20 protein-coding genes are annotated in these 18,189 nt (G+C 34.1%); 3 read left to right on the forward strand and 17 right to left on the reverse strand.

Annotated elements, in window-relative coordinates:
* Positions 1-646 precede the first annotated feature (646 nt).
* From BMW63_RS14060 to BMW63_RS18700, 9 genes are all read right to left on the reverse strand, one after another.
* Positions 647-1,429, reverse strand: a complete 783-nt coding sequence (locus BMW63_RS14060) for a hypothetical protein (RefSeq protein WP_074724115.1) — start codon at positions 1,427-1,429, stop codon at positions 647-649.
* 42 nt (positions 1,430-1,471) lie between these two features.
* Positions 1,472-2,209: a nitroreductase family protein gene (locus BMW63_RS14065; protein ID WP_074724116.1), complete on the reverse strand. Its 738-nt coding sequence runs from the start codon at positions 2,207-2,209 to the stop codon at positions 1,472-1,474.
* Complete coding sequence (locus BMW63_RS14070; protein WP_074724117.1) at positions 2,200-3,528, reverse strand: aldehyde dehydrogenase; 1,329 nt, start codon at positions 3,526-3,528, stop codon at positions 2,200-2,202. The genes BMW63_RS14065 and BMW63_RS14070 overlap by 10 nt, the downstream gene beginning before the upstream one ends.
* Positions 3,529-3,601: 73 nt before the next feature.
* On the reverse strand, positions 3,602-4,291 hold the full coding sequence (locus BMW63_RS14075) for an RluA family pseudouridine synthase (RefSeq protein WP_074724118.1): 690 nt from the start codon (positions 4,289-4,291) through the stop codon (positions 3,602-3,604).
* A gap of 17 nt (positions 4,292-4,308) precedes the next feature.
* Entirely contained in the window at positions 4,309-5,730 is a 1,422-nt protein-coding gene (locus BMW63_RS14080; protein WP_074724119.1) for an ArnT family glycosyltransferase, read from the reverse strand.
* Between the two features lie 12 nt (positions 5,731-5,742).
* Positions 5,743-6,504 (reverse strand): glycosyltransferase, encoded by a 762-nt coding sequence (locus tag BMW63_RS14085; protein WP_074724120.1) that lies wholly within the window; start codon positions 6,502-6,504, stop codon positions 5,743-5,745.
* 65 nt (positions 6,505-6,569) lie between these two features.
* Positions 6,570-7,388, reverse strand: a complete 819-nt coding sequence (gene panB, locus BMW63_RS14090; protein WP_074724121.1) for a 3-methyl-2-oxobutanoate hydroxymethyltransferase — start codon at positions 7,386-7,388, stop codon at positions 6,570-6,572.
* Between the two features lie 107 nt (positions 7,389-7,495).
* The gene (locus tag BMW63_RS18625; protein WP_394333764.1) at positions 7,496-9,298 is read right to left on the reverse strand and encodes a glycoside hydrolase family 3 C-terminal domain-containing protein; all 1,803 of its coding nucleotides are present in this window, start codon (positions 9,296-9,298) and stop codon (positions 7,496-7,498) included.
* 8 nt (positions 9,299-9,306) lie between these two features.
* On the reverse strand, positions 9,307-9,963 hold the full coding sequence (locus BMW63_RS18700) for a glycoside hydrolase family 3 N-terminal domain-containing protein (RefSeq protein WP_394333765.1): 657 nt from the start codon (positions 9,961-9,963) through the stop codon (positions 9,307-9,309).
* Positions 9,964-10,122: 159 nt separating this feature from the next.
* Here BMW63_RS18700 and BMW63_RS14100 point away from each other — a divergent pair, with 159 nt between their 5' ends.
* The gene (locus BMW63_RS14100; protein ID WP_074724122.1) at positions 10,123-10,869 is read left to right on the forward strand and encodes an NUDIX hydrolase; all 747 of its coding nucleotides are present in this window, start codon (positions 10,123-10,125) and stop codon (positions 10,867-10,869) included.
* 81 nt (positions 10,870-10,950) lie between these two features.
* On the opposite strand, the gene BMW63_RS14105 is transcribed toward BMW63_RS14100, so the two are convergent.
* Positions 10,951-12,000 (reverse strand): glycosyltransferase family 9 protein, encoded by a 1,050-nt coding sequence (locus tag BMW63_RS14105; protein WP_074724123.1) that lies wholly within the window; start codon positions 11,998-12,000, stop codon positions 10,951-10,953.
* Positions 12,001-12,225: 225 nt separating this feature from the next.
* Here BMW63_RS14105 and BMW63_RS14110 point away from each other — a divergent pair, with 225 nt between their 5' ends.
* Positions 12,226-12,600, forward strand: coding sequence for a hypothetical protein (locus tag BMW63_RS14110; protein WP_074724124.1), 375 nt, complete (start codon positions 12,226-12,228; stop codon positions 12,598-12,600).
* Between the two features lie 22 nt (positions 12,601-12,622).
* On the opposite strand, the gene BMW63_RS14115 is transcribed toward BMW63_RS14110, so the two are convergent.
* The 6 genes from BMW63_RS14115 to BMW63_RS14140 form a co-directional block, all read right to left on the reverse strand.
* Entirely contained in the window at positions 12,623-13,057 is a 435-nt protein-coding gene (locus tag BMW63_RS14115; RefSeq protein WP_074724125.1) for a cytochrome c oxidase assembly factor Coa1 family protein, read from the reverse strand.
* A 267-nt stretch (positions 13,058-13,324) separates the two neighbouring features.
* Positions 13,325-14,395, reverse strand: a complete 1,071-nt coding sequence (gene arsB, locus BMW63_RS14120; RefSeq protein WP_074724126.1) for an ACR3 family arsenite efflux transporter — start codon at positions 14,393-14,395, stop codon at positions 13,325-13,327.
* Between the two features lies 1 nt (position 14,396).
* The gene (locus tag BMW63_RS14125) at positions 14,397-15,029 is read right to left on the reverse strand and encodes an arsenate-mycothiol transferase ArsC (RefSeq protein ID WP_074724127.1); all 633 of its coding nucleotides are present in this window, start codon (positions 15,027-15,029) and stop codon (positions 14,397-14,399) included.
* Positions 15,030-15,047: 18 nt separating this feature from the next.
* Entirely contained in the window at positions 15,048-15,518 is a 471-nt protein-coding gene (locus BMW63_RS14130; protein ID WP_074724128.1) for a DUF6428 family protein, read from the reverse strand.
* 18 nt (positions 15,519-15,536) lie between these two features.
* A complete protein-coding gene (locus tag BMW63_RS14135; RefSeq protein ID WP_074724129.1) occupies positions 15,537-15,869 on the reverse strand; it encodes an ArsR/SmtB family transcription factor in 333 nt (110 codons plus the stop codon).
* A gap of 153 nt (positions 15,870-16,022) precedes the next feature.
* Positions 16,023-16,283 (reverse strand): heavy-metal-associated domain-containing protein, encoded by a 261-nt coding sequence (locus BMW63_RS14140; RefSeq protein WP_074724130.1) that lies wholly within the window; start codon positions 16,281-16,283, stop codon positions 16,023-16,025.
* 296 nt (positions 16,284-16,579) lie between these two features.
* Between BMW63_RS14140 and BMW63_RS14145 the strand changes: the two genes are divergently transcribed.
* Positions 16,580-16,936: a hypothetical protein gene (locus tag BMW63_RS14145; RefSeq protein WP_074724131.1), complete on the forward strand. Its 357-nt coding sequence runs from the start codon at positions 16,580-16,582 to the stop codon at positions 16,934-16,936.
* Positions 16,937-17,025: 89 nt separating this feature from the next.
* Here BMW63_RS14145 and BMW63_RS14150 read toward each other — a convergent pair whose 3' ends face one another.
* The gene (locus BMW63_RS14150) at positions 17,026-18,129 is read right to left on the reverse strand and encodes a DUF3667 domain-containing protein (protein ID WP_074724132.1); all 1,104 of its coding nucleotides are present in this window, start codon (positions 18,127-18,129) and stop codon (positions 17,026-17,028) included.
* Positions 18,130-18,189: the final 60 nt, after the last annotated feature.

Genomic DNA, 18,189 nt, shown 5'->3' on the forward strand with positions numbered 1-18,189 from the left:
CAATAACTGGTATGATATCGGTTGGTGTGAAAAGTAAATTTCTACATATTATACCAAAGTAGATTATGTAAAATATAATGAATATCTTTTGTATATTCTTAAAAATCAGAGGCGAGATTGTACTAATTGCGTAAATAATTAAACAAAAAACACCTGTACTAACATTTATAAGGAGTAAGCTTATTGGTCGTACACTAAAAATTTCATAATTGATTTCAACAATAATCGTTGTAATTGCAAAGAAGAGAAGATAAAGCTGGTATTCCTTATTATGTATATATTCGTCGTTATTTTTTGCGATTAATATACTCTTTAAACTATTTTTTGTTTTGTAAAGAGTAAAAAAAAACAAAGCAAATAAAACCAATAAAGTCCCCCATAGTAAAGGGGTCTTAATTGAAATACTCATAACACTTAAGCCTATTGAAGACAGTATAGCTTTTGGTGGCGAAAGCCAACCAAAGGAACCAAGGTATGAAACTATTGGATTAAAAAAACTATAGTAATGTACCATAGAAAATATTTATTTGAATTGACAATATTAACAGTAATAAGTCAGTAATTTAATGAATATTTATAATATAAAACGTGATTTAATCATATTAAAAATAACTGACGTTTTATATTATTTTAGATAAAATAGGGACTATGTGTTTATTGACAATTCTCCCTCATGGTCAAACCCGATAATTTCACTATATATCGCGTAATACATCGAATAAATAAAAGGCAATGTGAAAAATACTCCAACGCAACACCCAATAAATCCAACCATTGATCCAATAACTGCTACAACGATTAGGGCAAGTAGGATTAGGGGCTGTTTTGAAACAATTGAAAAACTATATTTTATTGCATCTATAGCGTTGCTATCACTAAAAATGATAAGTGGAATTGTCAGTATCGTGAAAAAAGATAGGGCAAGAGAGACCATAGGTCCAATGAGAATAATTCCGCTATAATTTAATCCCATAGATATTCCATTACCTAACACCAAGATTAAAAATGTTGCAATAAAAATTTGTATAAAATACTTTGTTGAATAGTAACTAAAAACGGTTGAAACATGAAATTCCTCATCTCTTTCGGCACAATAAGCCATTTTTATTAATCCGGCTTGCAACGGACTAAGTAAAGAAGAAAATAAAATAGAGGCTCCCATATAGAAAATCAGATTTATTCCACTAAGGGTTTCCATATTAAGGGTTAGCTCTTTCATAGATTCCTGTGATAGTGCTGCTACACCTAAAATACTAATGCCTAAACTTGCTATGATTGTCATCAAGATGACCATAAACACAAAGATCATAAGTCCTGCATAGAGGGCTATTTTTTTATAATTTTCAAATGCTTTGTTGAAAACATCAGCAAAATCCAACTGATATCCATTTCGTAGTACTTCTTCTATTCGGTCTTGTTTCAAATTCATTTTTTATTTGGTTTTGTATTGGTTTAAAATAGTAAAGTGGGATTATAATTTAAAATAGACTTCTTCAAAGGGAACTCTGAATCGTTCTCCATAAACGCCAGATTCCTCCCTTATTCCGCAGCCGATAATCATATTTATTTCAGCTGCAGATGGTAAATTTAATATTTTTTTTACTCGTAGAGAATCAAAACCTTCCATTGGGCAAGTGTCATAATTTATGGCAGCCATACTAATCATAAAGTTTTGCGCGGCTAGTGCAGCACTTTTTTGAGCTACTATTCGCATATCGCTTCTTCGGGCTTGTCTGTAAATAGGCTTGAATATTCCGATGATTTGAAAAACAAGAAACTTTAGAGCACCCAAAATTCCAATGAAATCAAAGTAGAGCGTGGGAACAATTTTTTGATAATAGTTCAGGGCAAATTTTTCTCTTTTCGAATAGTCTGCCGGTGGTTTTTCACCATACTGTGATTTTAAAAAAGAAACATTTGACTGTACTCTTTTTCTCCAGAGATCTTTTCTAGCCACCACGACAACCATTTGACGGGCAGTTTTTGCCGCATTTTGATTAAAGCTTGCCTGTGTGAGCTTTTCTAAAACTTCGGGTGTGGTAATTTGGTAGAATTCCCAGAGTTGCATATTACTACTTGTAGGAGCTAGTGTAGCTAATCGAATACATTCTTTTACTTTTTCATTATCAAGGGCTTCGTTTTTAAAGACCCGTACAGAACGTCTGTATTGTATGGCTTCGCTTACTGATTTCTCTTTAATTAAATCCATTTCAATAGTTTCTTGATTGTTGTTAATTTGTCGTTATACGGAGCGTAGCGCATCGGTAAATCCAACCAATTTGCTTTTTTTACTATTCCTTTTTTATGCGAAAAAACATCAAAACTCAAAGACCCGTGATAGGCACCAATGCCACTATGTCCTACACCTCCAAAAGGCAATCGTTTATTTGAAAAATGAACTACAGTATCATTTATACAACCTCCTCCAAAAGAGTAGTTTTGAATAATTTGTTTTGCAAATGTTTTATTCTCCGTAAAAACATACAAAGACAATGGCTTTTCATATTTTGAAATCACGGCGTGTATATCAGCATCACTAGAATATTCAAGGATAGGTAATAAAGGCCCAAATATTTCGTCCTTCATGATAAGACTGTCAAGATCAGATTCATCAATAAGCGTTGGCGCTATATAACAGTCAGATTCATCAGATTGACCACCAAAAATGACTTTGTCGTTGTCAATCATCTCAGTTAATCGAGTCCAATTTTTAACATTGACAATTCTGGCAAAATCAGGGGATTCTTCAGGTTTATTTCCGTATGCCGTAGTTATCTCCTCTTTCAAATAGTCAATGAACTTAAGTTTCATATTTTTTTGAATCAAGATATAATCTGGAGCAATACAGGTTTGTCCCGCATTTATGAATTTTCCCCAAACAATTCTTTTTGCCGCCAATTTTAAATTAGCAGTTTCATCAATAATACACGGATTTTTTCCGCCAAGTTCTAATGTTATCGGAGTCAGGTGTTCTGCTGCTGCCTTCGCCACTATTTTTCCAACAGGAACGCTTCCAGTAAAAAAGATATAATCCCAGCGTTGCGATAGTAAATTTTTGGAGACATCCACACCACCCTGAATGACTTCCACGTGATTCACATGGAACGTTTTTGCTATTATTTTTGCAATAATAGCAGAAGTATTAAGCGTTAATTCCGATGGTTTTAGTACGACTTGATTTCCGGCAGCAACTGCCGAAACTAGAGGACAAAGAGCCAATTGAAAGGGATAATTCCATGGAGCAATGATTAACACTTTTCCATAAGGTTCCTTGTAGATATAATCTGTTGAGGGAAAATTAAGTAGTGATGGAAGAACCCTTTTTGGCTTCGCCCATGTACTCAAGTTCTTAATTGTATCTTTTAATTCAGAAATTACATAACTTGTCTCAGTTAGGACCGCTTCAAAAGCAGGCTTTTTGAAATCATCATATAAAGCTTTAATGATCTCCTCTTCATGAATTATAATATTATCAAGAAGTTTTATTAAAGTCTCTTTTCTATATTCTATATTAGTTTTGTAGCTCATTATAAATTTGGATAAATAATTTCTATGCAAGTTAATTCTTAAATTTTAAAAATGATTTTTTATTCAACCAAAATTATAGTGCATTCCAGATTACTTCATTTGGTACAGGTGCAGTAATGGATAGCGTTTCTTTTGATACTGGATGTACAAAAACTAATTTTCGTGCGTGCAAATGGATGCCGCCGTCAGGGTTGCTTCGGTCAAAACCATATTTTAAATCTCCTTTAATAGGAGAGCCTATCGCAGATAGTTGTGCTCTGATTTGATGGTGTCTTCCCGTATGCAGATTGATTTCCAACGCAAAGTAATTGTTCAACTCCTTAAAAACGGTATAATCTAAGCTCGCTAATTTACTGTCAGGAACTTCTTTTATGTGTGCCTTTGAGGTATTATTTTTTTCGTTTCTTTTAATGAAATGAACTAAGCTGTCTTCTGGTTTAGCAGGTTTGTTTTTTACAATTGCCCAATATGTTTTTTGCGTTTCCCTGTTTTTGAATAACTCATTTAATCGCGTTAATGCTTTACTAGTTCTAGCAAAAACTACAATACCAGTCGTGGGTCTGTCTAAACGGTGCACTACACCGAGGAAAACTTCTCCTGGTTTGTTGTATTTTTCTTTGACATATTCCTTTACGACTTCAGATAATGGTTTGTCTCCTGTTTTGTCTCCTTGGACTATATCTCCAACACGCTTATTCACCACAATAATATGGTTGTCTTCATGAAGGACTTGTAAGTTATTCTTGTTTGATATTTCTTTCATTAGCTAATGCTGTTCCTTTATTTGGATACAAAAATAGAAGTTTTATAATTGCTTTCCGTTAAAACCATTTGATCGGTAACTTTTTTCGGAATTTCATGTTCCTTTTTTTTCAATGTGACCAAGAATATCTTCTTGTGAATTTTGAATATCGAGTCAAACTGAGTTTCATTTTTTATTAGTTGGGCTTTCCCGTTAGAATAAAACTGCCCCGAATAACTTTTCTCTTTCCAATAGAACAACGGAATTTGTTTGTTTTCACTGTTCACTTTTAAATTTTCTAACATATATTTATCGGTGTTCATATAGTTGTTTAATTTTCCAGTGGCAAAAACGGCAAAATAAGCGATAAATACAATCAAAGGAAATGCTAAAGCAACACGAAAAATTTGTTTTTTACTTTTAAAGTCCTCCCAATAGTAAATCATTAGAAACATAATTGGTACTGTGATGGGAAGCATATAGGTGTGCAGTATATTTCTCGAAAGGGTAAAAAATATTGGAGTCCAAAATAACCATAAAACCAAGAAGGCTACCCAACTGTTTTTTAAAATTGTTTTTCTGTTTTTCCAAAGTTTATAAAAAACAATTTGTACCCAAGGGAAACCAAAGGCAATCATGAACAACCAAATCATGCCTAAGGGCTGGGATTTAGGTCTGCCATATAAATCTCCTTTCCATCCAGATTCTACAAACCGTTTGTAATGCTCTCCAATGATAAAATAGTCAAGAAAACCAGGGGCTTTTTGTTCTGCTAAATAATACCAAGGAACGGCAATCACGGCAACAATAAGGGTTCCAATAATTATTGAAAATTTTGAAAATAATTCTTTAAATCTTTTAGGATCGAGTACGCACCATAAAAAAATGGGAGGGAGAGTTAGCATCAATACCAGCGGGCCTTTTGCCAATAAACCTAACCCAAGAAAAACAAAGAAAAGGTAATTCCAATAGGTTTTATGTGGAGAATTCATGGTTTTCCAAAATGCAATCATTACCATTGTGGTGCAAAATGAAAAAGCGGTATCAGTAGAAACAACACCAGTGTGAATCAGAAATTCAGGCATGGTTAATAAAATAAAGCCTGGAAGATAAAAAGACATTCCTGTTTTTTTGGCAATTTTCCCTGTGATGACCAGAATTAAGACATTCAATAACAAAGAAGGCAGTCTCGAAGCAAATTCATTGATGCCAAAAATGATATAACTCACAGCCGAAAGCCAAGTGGATAGCGGTGGTTTTGCCATAAAAGGAACTCCATAATCTATTTGCGGTACAATCCATTCGTTAGTGTCCCACATGATTCTTGCTATTTCAGCATATCGTGCTTCCGTTTTATCTAGTAAAGGAATAGAGTAGGTCAATAACAACCGGAACAGGATAATAATAATTACAGAAATATAAAGAATATAGGAGTTGTTTTTAAATTTATCTGCAATCATAGTCTTCAAGTTTTAGATAGATGAATTTTGTAATAAATTTTTATATTTCTTATTTATTTGGTACAAATCAGTCCAAAGTTTAAAAAAATAAGTTGGTTTTACTTTAGAATTTCCTTTTTCAACCCAAGAATTTAAAGGAGCCTCATGCATTTTTCGGATTGCTTTTTCTTTTCCGAAAAGAACCATCATTCTAAAGAATAATTCAACATCAAAAAGCCATTTTGAAAGGAACTCTTCTTTGAATAAAAGTTCCGAAACCACTTTGGTAAAAACCTTGCAGCCACATTGAGTATCATACACTTTTAAACCCAATACTTGTGAAATAAAAGTAGCGATGACTCTACCTAATAAAAAGCGGCTATTTTCACGAACTATTTCAGATCCGATTTTTCTAATGCGAGAACCAAAACAAAACACGACATCCTCTTTCAAGTAGGCAGTAAGGTCCATGAATTCTTCAAGTGATGTTGCTAAATCGGCATCCAGATACCCGATGAATTGGTGGTGGAAGTTTTGGTTGCAATAATTGATACCTATTCTGACCGCTTCTGCTTTTCCTGAATTTTTCAGCAACGAAACAATATGAACCTTCTCAGAACACTTTTGCTGCAAGAGAGTAAGCACCTGCAGCGTTTTATCAGTTGAACCGTCATTTACAAAACAAATAATCGCTTCGGGAGTCGTGTCAAGAAATGTTAAATATTCGTTTAACGGTAGGCCTTTTTCTTCATTATAACAGGGAATAACTATACAAGTACAAGGTATTTCACGCATAATAGGTCGTATTTATTTTAAGACAAATATATAACCTTACTTCTTAAAGTAACTTTAATAAATGGTTAATACTGCTCCTTGTCATTTGGGAAGTCACTCGATTTTACATCAGCAACATATTGACCAATGGCGATTGTCATATCATCATATAGATTCATGTATCTTCTCAGGAAACGGGGACTAAATTCATTGTTCATCCCTAACATATCATGAATAACAAGTACTTGTCCGTCAACGCCACCTCCAGCACCAATTCCTATTACTGGAATCGAAATGCTTTTGGCCACTTTTTCAGCTAAATGAGCTGGAATTTTTTCTAAAACCAAAGCAAAACAACCTAGTCTTTCTAACAATTGAGCATCTTCAACTAATTTTTCTGCTTCTTCTTCTTCCTTGGCACGAACGGTATAGGTTCCAAATTTATAGATGGATTGAGGTGTTAAACCCAAATGTCCCATTACTGGAATACCTGCATTTAATATTTTTTTAATTGATTCTTTAATTTCTTTTCCACCTTCTAGTTTTACTGCATGTCCTCCGCTTTCTTTCATAATTCTAATTGATGAACGCAAAGCTTCCTTAGGATCTGATTGGTAACTTCCAAAAGGTAAATCTACCACAACTAAGGCTCTTTCAATTGCTCTAACAACTGAAGAGGCATGGTATATCATTTGGTCTAAAGTAATTGGTAAAGTTGTTTCATGTCCAGCCATCACATTTGAAGCAGAATCACCCACAAGAATAACATCAATACCGGCTGTATCCACAATTTTAGCCATGGTGTAATCATAAGCGGTCAGCATAGAGATTTTTTCTCCATTTGCTTTCATTTCAATCAATGATTTAGTGGTAATTCTTTTGTAATCTTTTTTAGCGACAGACATAGTTATGTTTTTATGAGTTGTAAAAGTAGTAAAACAAATGATTCTGAAGCAAAAAAATGGATTCGACTTTCATCGAATCCATTTTTATAAAGTACCCTTTTAGAGAATTAGTGTTTCAAATCAGTAAATTTTAAATTAGGAGCAAATGCCGGATTTGTTTTTTCTACTACTTTTTCATCGGTCAATAAAAATACAGCTGTTTTTTTAATGTCTATAGAAGAAGCACCAACACTTACTTTATAGTCACCAGAGTCAGCAACCCAAGCATTTTTTATTGGAACAAATGAAGCTAGATCTTTAACGCTTATTTCTAAAGTGATGGTTTGACTTTCACCAGGCTGTAATAAATTGGTTTTTCCAAAAGCCTTTAATTCTTCTTTTGGTTTATCTATTGATTTTGATGGAGCAGAAAGATACAACTCAACTACTTCTTTTCCTGCAGTTTTCCCTATGTTTTTTATGGTAACTGCAACGCTCATTTTGTCTTTGAATGTTTTCGAACCTAGAGTAAGATCTGAATATTCAAATGCAGTATAAGATAATCCGTAACCAAATTCATAAGATGGTTTTACATTAAATGTGTTATAGTAGCGGTAACCAACATAAATTCCATCTTCATAGGCAACACTAGTTGGGTTTTCGGCAGGTATTCCGATCCAGTTTTTAAATGAAGGAGTGTCTTCATATTTAATAGGGAAAGTCATGGTTAGTTTTCCTGAGGGTGTTACTTTTCCTGTAAAAACATCAGCTACTGAATTTCCGCCTTCTTGACCCGGTTGCCAAGGTAGAAGAATAGCATCTACTTTGTCTTTCCAGCTAGCGGTCTCAATTACACCTCCTATGTTTAAAATTACAACTACTTTTTTTCCTTGCGCATGAAATGCTGCAGAAACGTTGTCAATCAAATTAATCTCGTCATGTGCTAAATTAAAATCATTATCAACATTTCTATCGTCTGCCTCTCCTGCATTTCTTCCAATTGTAAGTACAGCAAGTTCAGATGAATTAGCCTTGTTAGCAATAATTTCTTTAGTTAATTCAAATTCTTCAATTCTTTTTGGCGTTGCCAATAATCCACCTTCTTTCTCTCGACGTGCCATTTCTTTTACTTTTTGTTCAGCTACAAATGGTTTATATAGTGCTTCTAGTTCTTTATCAATTGAAAATCCTGAATTAGTCATTCCGTCAATTAGTGAAATAGAGTAAGCCTCATTTACGTCACCACTTCCAGTTCCACCCGAAATAAAATCATAAGATGTATTTCCGAAAACAGCTAAAGGAGATGATTTTGAAGTAAACGGCAAAATATTATTGTCATTTTTAAGTAGGATAGTTCCCTCCGAGGCAGCTTGTCTTGTGACTTCTGCATTTTCTTTTAAGTTTGGTTTATTGGAATACTTGTAATTATTCATAGCTGGTGATCTCAATACTAATTCCAATGCTCGTCTTAATCCAATGTCAAGTACTTCTTTTGATAGAGTACCGTTTTTAATATTTTTCAAAATAGCTTGTTGTTGATTAGGAAGACCTGGCATTAATAAATCATTCCCCGCCGAGATTTGTTTTATAACATCGCTAACGGCATCTTTTTTAAATGAAGCCTTGAAACTATCGTATCCACCAAACCAGTCCGACATAACTAAACCTTTAAAACCCCATTCTTTGCGAAGAATAGTGGTTAATAAATCCTTTCTAGCTGATGTATAAGTACCATTAATTAAATTATAAGAAGACATTACTGTCCACGGTTGCGCTTCTTTAACAGTAATTTCAAAACCTCTTAAATAGATTTCTCGCATCGCTCTTTCACTAATATGCGCATTTACTCCCATGCGGTTTCGTTCTTGATTGTTAGCTGCAAAATGTTTGATTGACGTTCCAACACCATTAGATTGCACTCCATTTACCATTGCGGCAGCTATTTTTCCAGAAAAAGTGGGTCTTCTGAATAATATTCAAAATTTCTGCCACAAAGTGGGTTTCTGTGAATGTTCATTCCTGGTCCTAACAATACATCAATTCCATACTCTTTAACTTCATTTCCCATAGAGGTTCCAACAGTATAAATAAGTGCTTCATTCCAAGTGGAAGCTAAAGCGGTTCCCACTGGAAATGCTGTAGCGTAATAAGTGTTTTTGGCATTTTCTCGTACGGGTTTAATGCGTACTCCTGCAGGTCCATCAGAGACAACAATAGCAGGAATTCCTAATCTTTTTATTTCATAAGTTCCCCCTGCAGCTCCAGGAACTTTCCCTTGGAAAGCACCAATAATTGGTGTAAAAGTGAGTTGATCAAAACCTGGCATTCCAGTTCCTACTAGCATACTTGCTTTTTCTTCATCAGTCATTTTATTGATTAAATCTTGGATACGATCTTCAATAGGAAGGCGGTAATCTTCATATTTATCTAGTTTGCCGTTTTTATTATAGTCTGTAAAAGTGAATCCATTTATCGTAATAGTTGGGTTATTATTTGGCTTTAAGATTTGTTGGCTTGTGGTCCAGGAAATTGATAAAAACACTACAGCAGAAAGAAGCGTGGTTGCAGCTAATCTCTTGATTCGATAATTTTTCATAAGTCAATTTTTAGTTTTTTAATTTTCATTGCTTCATTATGAAGCAATAGTAATCTTTTTTTTTAATATTTGCAAAAAAAGAATCAATATAATTGTGATTTCCTATTTTAATAGGAGGTATTGGATTCAAAATGGTATTTTTGTAACGAATTATCAACAATGGAGTTAAAAAAAATTATAGAAGAAAAATCGCAGGAGTCATGGGAAATTTATTTGCCAAGTATCTCTATTGACTGCGTTGTATTTGGTTTTCATGATGCAACACTGAAAGTTTTGGTTTTGAAAATGAAAGACAAAAACCTTTGGGGATTGCCGGGAGGCTATGTTAACAAGCTCGAAAATTTAAGCGAGGCCGCTAGTAGAATTCTTAAAAAACGTACAGGTGCAGAAAATATTTACCTAAATCAATTTAGAGCTTTTGGCGATTTAGATCGTTCAGAAGGATTTTTTGAGGAGTATGCTGATACGGTATGGAATAAGCAGCGATTTGTTTCTATTGGATTTTATGCATTAGTTGATTATTCTAAAGTAAATTTAATTATCGACAATTTTTCTGATGCCTGTGAATGGAAATCCATTGAAGAACTACCGGAATTTATGATGGATCATCAAACTATTTTTAACACCGCACTAATAACATTGCGAAAGCAATTAAATGATAAACCGATAGGTTATAATCTATTACCGGAAAAATTCACTATGCCTGAACTTCAAAAATTGTATGAAATCATTTTAGGTAAAAAATTAAATAGAGGTAATTTTTATCGAAAAATGTTGCGGTATGATATTCTCTTTAAATTAGACGAGAGTAGAAAAGGCGGTGCGCATAAGGCTCCAGATTTGTATCAGTTTGATCTAGAAAAATATGAAGTAGCCTTGAAAGAGGGACTGAACAACGGTTGGTAATAAGTAATAAAAAAAGAAGCAACTTTGCTTCTTTTTTTATGCTTGATGCAAACTGTATTTGATGTAATTGAATTTGCAAAATTAATTTTTCTTTAGAATTTTGTCCAATACTTTAATGTAATCATCAATAGAATCAGTATTGGTATTTATGGCTATACTATCGTTTCCATAAGGTTGATACATCTTTATATTATCACGAGAAAAAAGACCGACAGTAGGCACTTTCGAAGCGCTGGCCAAATGCATAATTCCGCTATCGCCTCCTATAAACGCTTCTGTATTTGCCATAAGCGCGCCTATTTCGCGAACATCTTTGCTGTAAAATGTTGGTGCTTTGAAACCTATTTGCGAAACGTTTTCCACGGGTAATACTTCGATGATATTGTAGTCTGTATACTCCGCTTTTAGGCGGTCATAGAAGGGAGCCCACCATGATTCTGGATAGCATTTGTCCGCTGTAGCAAAAGTAAAGATGCAAATGGTTTTCTTGTCGTTTTGTACAATATTATGTAAAGTCTTCTTTGCTTCCGCAAGTTCTGAAGGACTTAGCTTTAAGTCTAAATTAGGAACAGGGCTATTGTTTTCTTTAAATCCAAGTTTAGTTAAGTAATGTCTGAAGTTGTACACAGGGTATTTAGCAATATGCTCATAATCGTTGTACTTCAATTGAATATCATCAACATCATCTCCAAAAAACTTATATTTTGAATTCACAAATTGCGCAGATAATCTTCCAGACGAAGAGTTTTCTACTACATTTATCACAATGTCATAACTGTATTTTTTTAAGGAAAGCCATCCTTTAACGTATTTTGTAAGCTCCTTAAAAGGTTTTCTTGGGAGACGAATTATTCGATTTATATTGGTGTAATTTTGAAAAATGATGGGCGCTAAACCACCATTCACAAATAAATCTATTTCACAGTCTGGAAAAGTTGCAATAACATCCTGCACTAGTGGAGTGATTAACAATTGATTTCCTAATCTAGGATTGGGTCTACAAATTAGAATTTTTTTAAACTCCACTTTTGTCAAATCGATATTTTGATCAAATTGTGAAGCCCCGACGTTCTTCGTAAGGCGACGCATTAGTTTTCGTCTTAATGCGTTAATGTCTGTTTTTAAACTCATGATTTATATAAAATTTATTTTGATATAAGCTCTAATTCTTATTTCCTTAGCTATTGTAAAATAGTTTTCAAAGGAACGATTTTTTTTTATATCCTAAAGTAGGAAAGTGATGCTTTAAGCAAAAAAGAGGAGTACTCTATTCCCAGTTGTTTTTTAAATGGCATGTGTTTTGCGTTAGTGCAACGGATTGTATTGCTGTAGTACAATTTAAGAAAAGCAAAAACCATGAAGTATTTTATCGCTCTATTATTGTTGTCGGGTTCTATGTATTCTCAAGAACAGGTGTTTAATGTGCAGCGTTATTGTGTTGACGAAGCTCCTTTTAAGATTGGAGAATGCGATATTTCAGGAAATGAATATTCGTTTGTGTTCCTCGATAGAAAAAAGAATGATGTAGTCTTCTTTTTTACTAATATGAAATTGAAATATAAAATTACGAAGTCTGTGGTGTATGCTCCCGATCCTAATTACATACTTTATTCTTTGGAAAATGAGAAAGGTACTGTTGATATGAAAATTAACAAGCAGAGTACTAAAATGGAATTTCTATATCCCAACAATCACATTTATTTGACGGTGGGTAAATCAACTAAGTTGTAATTTCTTTTTTAACTCGATAACATTAGTCAATAATTACAATTTCTTCTTTGGGTTGTTTTATTCGAACCGTTATTTTTTTGTATTCCCATTCTGCTCTGTTTTTGTAAGCTGAAATATCCATTTTACCGTTTGCTTTGCTGCCTTCGATTCTCACTGTTATTTCGACAGCTGTTTTATCATTTGTGTACTTTGCATCTCCTTCTAGAATGGCTAATTTGCCAATGGGCTCTATTTCTCCAAGGATTGTTTTTGCTCTGTGGTTTGCATTTACTTTTTCAATTGCTTTAGTATATAGAGAATCCTCGGAATAAGCTTGCGCAAAATTAATAGCGGTGCCATCAAAGCTAGTTGTCGCTAGCAAAGTTGCGACAATTGTAAATAGCACGATACAAGTGGGTACAAACCATTTCCAATTAGTTTTCCACCAACTTGTTGTAGCAATTAATTCGTTGTCCATTATTTCTGAATTTGTTTTAATATAGCAAACTGGTTCTGGTAGGCTAATATAACTGTTTTATTGCATTTAAGATTTAGACCTTGAATGAATTAAAACTTCTTGTAAGCACTAAATGCCCTAGCCCCGATAGAAGCGGCATCCTTTATATCGGCCGTTTTCGGCAGGTATAAAGATACAGCGGATAGCGGGAAATAGCTCCTAAAAAATAAACCACCCTCTTATTTTGAAATAAAAGGATGGTTTCTATATTTTATGGTAATGTGATTTTTATGCCGTAATGGGATAGTATTTTTTTCGAAACCAAAAAGCGACATTCACCAAGGCGATCAATGCCGGAACTTCGACTAACGGGCCTATAACACCAGCAAAAGCTTGTCCGCTGTTGATACCAAATACACCAATTGCAACTGCTATAGCCAATTCGAAATTGTTTCCCGTGGCCGTAAATGCAATAGCGGTGCTTTTAGAATAGTCGGCACCAAAGTATTTCCCGACCATGAAGCTCAAAACAAACATCAAAGTGAAGTAGATAACAAGAGGAATGGCGATTCGAACGACATCCATCGGTATCTGAACAATCAATTCTCCTTTTAGGCTAAACATGATCACAATCGTGAATAATAAGGCGATCAGGGTAATTGGGGAGATAAAAGGGACGTATTTATTCTGGAACCAGTCTTCGCCTTTTAAATGGATTAAAGCATATCGACTGATGATTCCCAGCGCAAAGGGAATTCCTAAATAAATACCAACACTCTCGGCAATTTGTCCAATACTGATGTTGACTTCAAAACCGGTGTAGCCAAAATAGGGAGGAAGTACGGTGATGAAAATATACGCATAAACACTATAAAGCAGTACTTGAAAAATACTGTTTAAGGCAATTAGTCCAGCTGCATATTCTCTGTCTCCATCTGCAAGGTCGTTCCAAACTACAACCATAGCAATACAACGCGCGAGTCCAATAAGGATCACGCCGATCATGTATTCAGGATAACCATTGAGGAAAATGAGCGCCAAGGCAAACATTAAGATTGGGCCTAAAACCCAATTCAGGAATAGGGAAGCACCTAGTACTTTAGTATTTTTAAAGACTTCGCCCATTTGTTCGTATTTTACTTTTGCCAATGGCGGATACATCATTAGGATAAGTCCAATTGCCAGCGGAATATTAGTGGTTCCACTGGAAAAGGAATTGATAAAGTCTCCGCTAGAGGGGAAGAAGTTCCCAATGGCAACGCCTATTGCCATGGCAAGGAATATCCAAAGGGTTAAATAACTATCGAGAAACCCCAATTTTTTTCGGTTCAATGCAGGAGTGCAATTAGTTGCAGACATATTATTTTTTTATTTGTGAGAATACATAGAAAAGCTCCGTAGCAATTTGGACGCTTCTTTCTTTGTATTTTGCTTCTTTTTGGGGTGTATTATCAAACGCTTTTGGGTCTTCAAAAGTGATAGGAATGCGTTTTTCAGCACCGGCAATAAAAGGGCAGCCGTTATCAGCACTTGAGCAAGTCAATATCGCGGCAAAGGCAGATTGCGGGTTGAAACTGTCGTCATAGGTTTTAGAAAACCCAATAATAGGATGTCCATTCTCACTATATTTAATGCTGTAAACCGGATTCGTACCTTCAGAAAGGGGTCTCACTTGGAATCCTGCTTGTTCTAATGTTTTCGCCACCATTGGGAATAATGCGGTAGCTTCTGTTCCGCCAGAATAGCAAAACACATTTTTCACATTAAAATGTGCTGCTGCTGTTTGTGCCCAAACTTGCGATAAATGACTCCTTCTTGAATTGTGGGTACAAATAAAGTTGAGTCGGACTTCTTGATTCTTGCTAACTTTCTCTTGAATAAAATCAATAAGTGGTAGCAGTATTGCTTTTCGCTCCAAAGAAATAGTTCCGAATTGAAAGGAGCTAATTTCATTTTCTATCGCTGTGAATACGGCAGTATTTGATTGAATCATTTTTAAAAAGGTTTTTAGTTAACAACAACCTCCACCTGGAGTACAGCTGTTCGTTTGACTTGGAATTTCAGATAATTTTATTTTTTGCTTTTCTTGCGGAATTCCACATGCATCCTCTGCTAGGCAAGCGGTTTGTTTGTTTAATAGTGTAAAATCCTTTCCGTTGAATCCTAAGTCGTATTTACCAATAGTTTCTGCTTGGTATTCGACCTCTATTTCGTTGTCTTCAATTCCTAGAACTTTTTCAGATAGTGTAATAATATCCAAGAGTTTCTTTGGTTTTAGGCGGTGTTCAAAGTCATTGGCATCCCACAACTGGAAGTTTACCACGGTTTCGTTTCTCACTTTTCCTCCGCAGTCAATGAAATTTTTGGTAATTAAACCTACTTCAGTAACGTGAAAATGTTCTGGAACATAAGTGCCATTTGGCAATTGGAAAGTTACATTTTCTAATGTGCTTAACTGTTTTTTAATTTCTGATAACTTCATGGTTTTATATTTTAAAAATTAACAACATTGATTTTTTTTGTTTTCTAAATAGGTATTTACTTGGTTGAAAAAGCCACGAATTTTATGGAAGCCTTTTTCGTCTAGACAATAACAAATAGCGTTTCCTTCAAAACTTCCTTTGATGAGTCCGGCATTTTTTAATTCCTTTAAGTGTTGAGAAACGGTAGGTTGTGCCAGAGGTAATTCGTTTACGATGTCTCCGCAAACACAGCTGTTTACTTTTATTAGATGCTGAATTATGGCAATACGTGCTGGATGGCCAATTGCTTTCGCTAAGATTGCCAACTCATTTTGCTCTTCTGAAAAATGTTCTGTTTTAGTAATTCCCATTGCTATATATTTATATTGCAATATTACGATATAAAGAATTCGAAAACAAATATTAGAATAGCTATTTCATAAAAAAAAAACAAAAGTACTCAGGAAGTACTGCCTTTTAATGAAAAAGTTAGGTCTTTATGTCGTTGTAAATCTCCGTATTTACTATAATTTAAATGTGCCTTTAGGAATAGCGTGGAATCCAACTGTTTTTACCTTGTTTTCAATATCCGATAAGGAAACGATTTTGTCAGTATGTACCGTAAATTCTCGTGGGAAAATTTCAGTGTTTAGGATAATATCAACAATTCCTTCTAATTCTAACAGACTATTTTTAATTGCTGTTAAATCGTTTTCTTCCATCGCGTTTGTTCCAAAGATTTTACCGTGATTTCCTGGAATAATATTTTCTGATAGTAAGCTCATATTTGTATTGTTTTAAAATTAGTATAAAAAAAGCATATGGGAAGCGAGCTTTTTTGTCAGTTTAAAATTAGTCATTTATTAGGTATAAAATGTAATAAGAAGGATGGTATTTTAGGTTGACATACTAGCTATTTTATTTGTAAACGAATAGTAGTGTGTTGAATTTACGTCAAATAGACTTTGAGGAGAAGGGGTTAATTATCTCATTGTATTTAAATAAAGATGTAACGGCTGTTTGTGTAAATTAATCACTAACTTAGTGTGTTATATATCAACAAGTTAAAACCTTAAGTAAGATGGGAAATAAAGATAATAAACCAAGTACTAAATCTCAGAAAACGGAAGAAGCAGATAAAGATAAATTACCGGATTCTCTAAACTATCCGCCAAGCGAAGATATCTACAATAAGGGACATAAGGAAGGGGACATCAATCCTGCTGATATCACTAAAAAGAAAATACCGGTTGAAATTAATAACCGAAGTGAATTCAACGAGAAAAACTTTGAAGAGGATATGTCAGGCGGGGATTTAGATATTCCAGGGTCAGAATTAGACGATGCACAAGAGGAAATAGGGAGTGAGGATGAAGAAAACAATCATTATAGTATTGGCGGTGATAACCACAATGATTTGGAAGAAGATAATGGGTAGCTAACGCCTTCGATAAAATAGTTTTTGTATTAATAGCGACTTATTATCAAGCCAGTAAATAAAGGTTCAAACGGATTAATAATGATTTTTTAGTGAATATTATTATACGTGTACAATGCAAAAAGCACTAATAATAAGGTAATGACAACTAAGTTAATGATAAAGATAACACTGCTTTTGAATAACGAGACCATAATTTTTTCTCCGTAAAAACGACGGTGTGCCGGAAAGAAATAATAAATCATCCAAAATATTCCTAGGGTTTTTAAACTAAAATGAACCCACTCCGTAACAGGATTATTTCCAAATAACGGAAAGATTTTATCGATAAAGAATAGGGTTAGAACCAGTAGTAGTAAAAAGGAAAAATAATGCAAAGTAAAGATGCCGCTATCATAATAATACCATTTTTTCTTATCATGAAAAAGCCATAAAACGAAGGCGAAGACCGGCATGTACATGAATAATAACTTTGGTAAATTATGTGCAAATGATTCAGTGAACTTGTCGACAATTTGTTCGTTTGTGTTTTCTTCTTTTACGGTTAGCCATTTTTTAAGTAACCAATATTCTGTATCGGTTACTTGTGCTTTTTTACTACCGTGTTTTTGAATAGAGTCTAATTCGGTGATGGATTTATATCCAAAATCAGCAACTTCTTTATTGGGAGTTGAATCAGTTGTTTGGGTATCTTTTACTTTGTCAATTTTATCTGTTTGTTCTAATATTTTTTTTATTGTGTCATTATTCTGCTGCGATAACAGACCGACTTTTGTTAAACCATCTACGCTTTTCTCTTCAATATGTAAAGAATCTATGTTAGGAATGGTTACTTGTTCGTGTTTTGCTGAAGGGCTCGTCATTTCTTTTTCCGGATTATTAGGAAATAAAGAGATCATTAAAAAAGTCACAAAACTGATGAAAATATAAAGTCTGATAGGATTCAAATAAGACAAACGCTTTCCTGCCATGTATGCTTTAGTTAAAGCGGCAGGTTTAAAAAATAAGTAAAATATTGACTTCCAAAAAGCATTGTCGTAATGAGTTAAATCTTTAAAGAAATGAATAAAGATATGGTGAAAAGAGAGGCGGCTCAACGTGTTTTCCTGTCCACAATTTGGACAATACCGTTCAGCTACAATATGGTTACAATTGAGACAGGTTTTATCTGGACGTATTTTTTCTTTTGACATGGGCATTTAGTAGGAATCAATTCCAGATTGTAAACTTATTAAACTTTAAGGCCGTATTTT

Source organism: Flavobacterium frigoris, from assembly GCF_900111075.1.
GTDB lineage: Bacteria > Bacteroidota > Bacteroidia > Flavobacteriales > Flavobacteriaceae > Flavobacterium > Flavobacterium frigoris.

Coding starts and splice junctions, on each gene's coding strand:
- BMW63_RS14065 (WP_074724116.1), bottom strand. CDS start 2,209: ATGGATTTAATTAAAGAGAAATCAGTAAGCGAAGCCATACAATACAGA.
- BMW63_RS18625 (WP_394333764.1), bottom strand. CDS start 9,298: ATGGTAAATGGAGTGCAATCTAATGGTGTTGGAACGTCAATCAAACAT.
- BMW63_RS14145 (WP_074724131.1), top strand. CDS start 16,580: ATGGGAAATAAAGATAATAAACCAAGTACTAAATCTCAGAAAACGGAA.
- BMW63_RS14105 (WP_074724123.1), bottom strand. CDS start 12,000: ATGAGTTTAAAAACAGACATTAACGCATTAAGACGAAAACTAATGCGT.
- BMW63_RS14135 (WP_074724129.1), bottom strand. CDS start 15,869: ATGGGAATTACTAAAACAGAACATTTTTCAGAAGAGCAAAATGAGTTG.
- BMW63_RS14100 (WP_074724122.1), top strand. CDS start 10,123: ATGGAGTTAAAAAAAATTATAGAAGAAAAATCGCAGGAGTCATGGGAA.
- BMW63_RS14150 (WP_074724132.1), bottom strand. CDS start 18,129: ATGTCAAAAGAAAAAATACGTCCAGATAAAACCTGTCTCAATTGTAAC.
- BMW63_RS14085 (WP_074724120.1), bottom strand. CDS start 6,504: ATGCGTGAAATACCTTGTACTTGTATAGTTATTCCCTGTTATAATGAA.
- BMW63_RS14075 (WP_074724118.1), bottom strand. CDS start 4,291: ATGAAAGAAATATCAAACAAGAATAACTTACAAGTCCTTCATGAAGAC.
- BMW63_RS14080 (WP_074724119.1), bottom strand. CDS start 5,730: ATGATTGCAGATAAATTTAAAAACAACTCCTATATTCTTTATATTTCT.
- BMW63_RS14060 (WP_074724115.1), bottom strand. CDS start 1,429: ATGAATTTGAAACAAGACCGAATAGAAGAAGTACTACGAAATGGATAT.
- BMW63_RS14115 (WP_074724125.1), bottom strand. CDS start 13,057: ATGGACAACGAATTAATTGCTACAACAAGTTGGTGGAAAACTAATTGG.
- BMW63_RS14070 (WP_074724117.1), bottom strand. CDS start 3,528: ATGAGCTACAAAACTAATATAGAATATAGAAAAGAGACTTTAATAAAA.
- BMW63_RS14130 (WP_074724128.1), bottom strand. CDS start 15,518: ATGAAGTTATCAGAAATTAAAAAACAGTTAAGCACATTAGAAAATGTA.
- BMW63_RS14110 (WP_074724124.1), top strand. CDS start 12,226: ATGAAGTATTTTATCGCTCTATTATTGTTGTCGGGTTCTATGTATTCT.
- BMW63_RS14140 (WP_074724130.1), bottom strand. CDS start 16,283: ATGAGCTTACTATCAGAAAATATTATTCCAGGAAATCACGGTAAAATC.
- panB (WP_074724121.1), bottom strand. CDS start 7,388: ATGTCTGTCGCTAAAAAAGATTACAAAAGAATTACCACTAAATCATTG.
- BMW63_RS14125 (WP_074724127.1), bottom strand. CDS start 15,029: ATGATTCAATCAAATACTGCCGTATTCACAGCGATAGAAAATGAAATT.
- BMW63_RS18700 (WP_394333765.1), bottom strand. CDS start 9,963: ATGAAAAATTATCGAATCAAGAGATTAGCTGCAACCACGCTTCTTTCT.
- arsB (WP_074724126.1), bottom strand. CDS start 14,395: ATGTCTGCAACTAATTGCACTCCTGCATTGAACCGAAAAAAATTGGGG.